We start from the raw sequence: 727 nt of genomic DNA, 5'->3' as shown, positions 1-727 counted from the left end.
ATACATTCAAATCGGCTCCGCCCACCATCGAGCCGGCCGCGCCGGCCGTGTCGCCGCCGGTGTCGCAGAACCCGGCCGGCGTGGTCCGCGCGCTGGTCGCCCACGCCACGGCCGCGGTGTTCGACGGTGGCGCCCAGCAGCTGGCGGTGCTGGCGCCCGCCGCCGCCCCGCCGGGTCCTGCCACCGTCACGGTCTTCGGTGACCCGCAGGCCGCACCGCGCGTCATCGACCTGCCGGGGCCGGCGACCTCGCTGACCGACGACGGCCACGGCACGCTCTTCCTGGCCGCCCGGGGCGGCTATGTCGTGGTCGACCTGACCACCGGCCGTACAAGGCAGGTGAACGTCACCGACGCCGGGCAGGCCGACTTCACCGCGGTCGCCCAGCGCGCCGATGGCAAACTGGTGTTGGGCAGCGCCGACGGGGCTGTCTATACCCTTGCCTCCCCGACACCGGGCAGCGTCGACACCGCGACCGTCGGCAGCCGGACCAAGATCTTCGCCCGCGTCGACGCGCTTGCCGCGCAAGGGAATACGACGGCGGTCCTGGACCGGGGGCAAACCTCGGTGACGACGATCGGCGCCGACGGCCAAGCCCGCCAGGCGCTGCGGGCGGGCGAGGGCGCAACCACCATGGCCGCGGACCCGTGGGGCCGGGTTCTGCGACACCGGCGGCGACACGGCCGGCGCGGCCGGCTCGATGGTGGGCGGAGCCGATTTGAATGTAT

Annotated in this window: 1 pseudogene; it reads left to right on the top strand. The window is 74.0% G+C overall.

Annotation, left to right across the window (positions count from 1 at the left end):
- Positions 1 to 727: pseudogene (locus A5709_RS28470) on the top strand (hypothetical protein); the annotation flags it as partial.

This window comes from Mycobacterium sp. E1386, from assembly GCF_001672745.1.
Lineage (GTDB): Bacteria > Actinomycetota > Actinomycetes > Mycobacteriales > Mycobacteriaceae > Mycobacterium.
The sequence above is the reverse complement of the archived record's forward strand: the minus strand, read 5'-3'. Positions and strand labels throughout refer to the sequence as shown.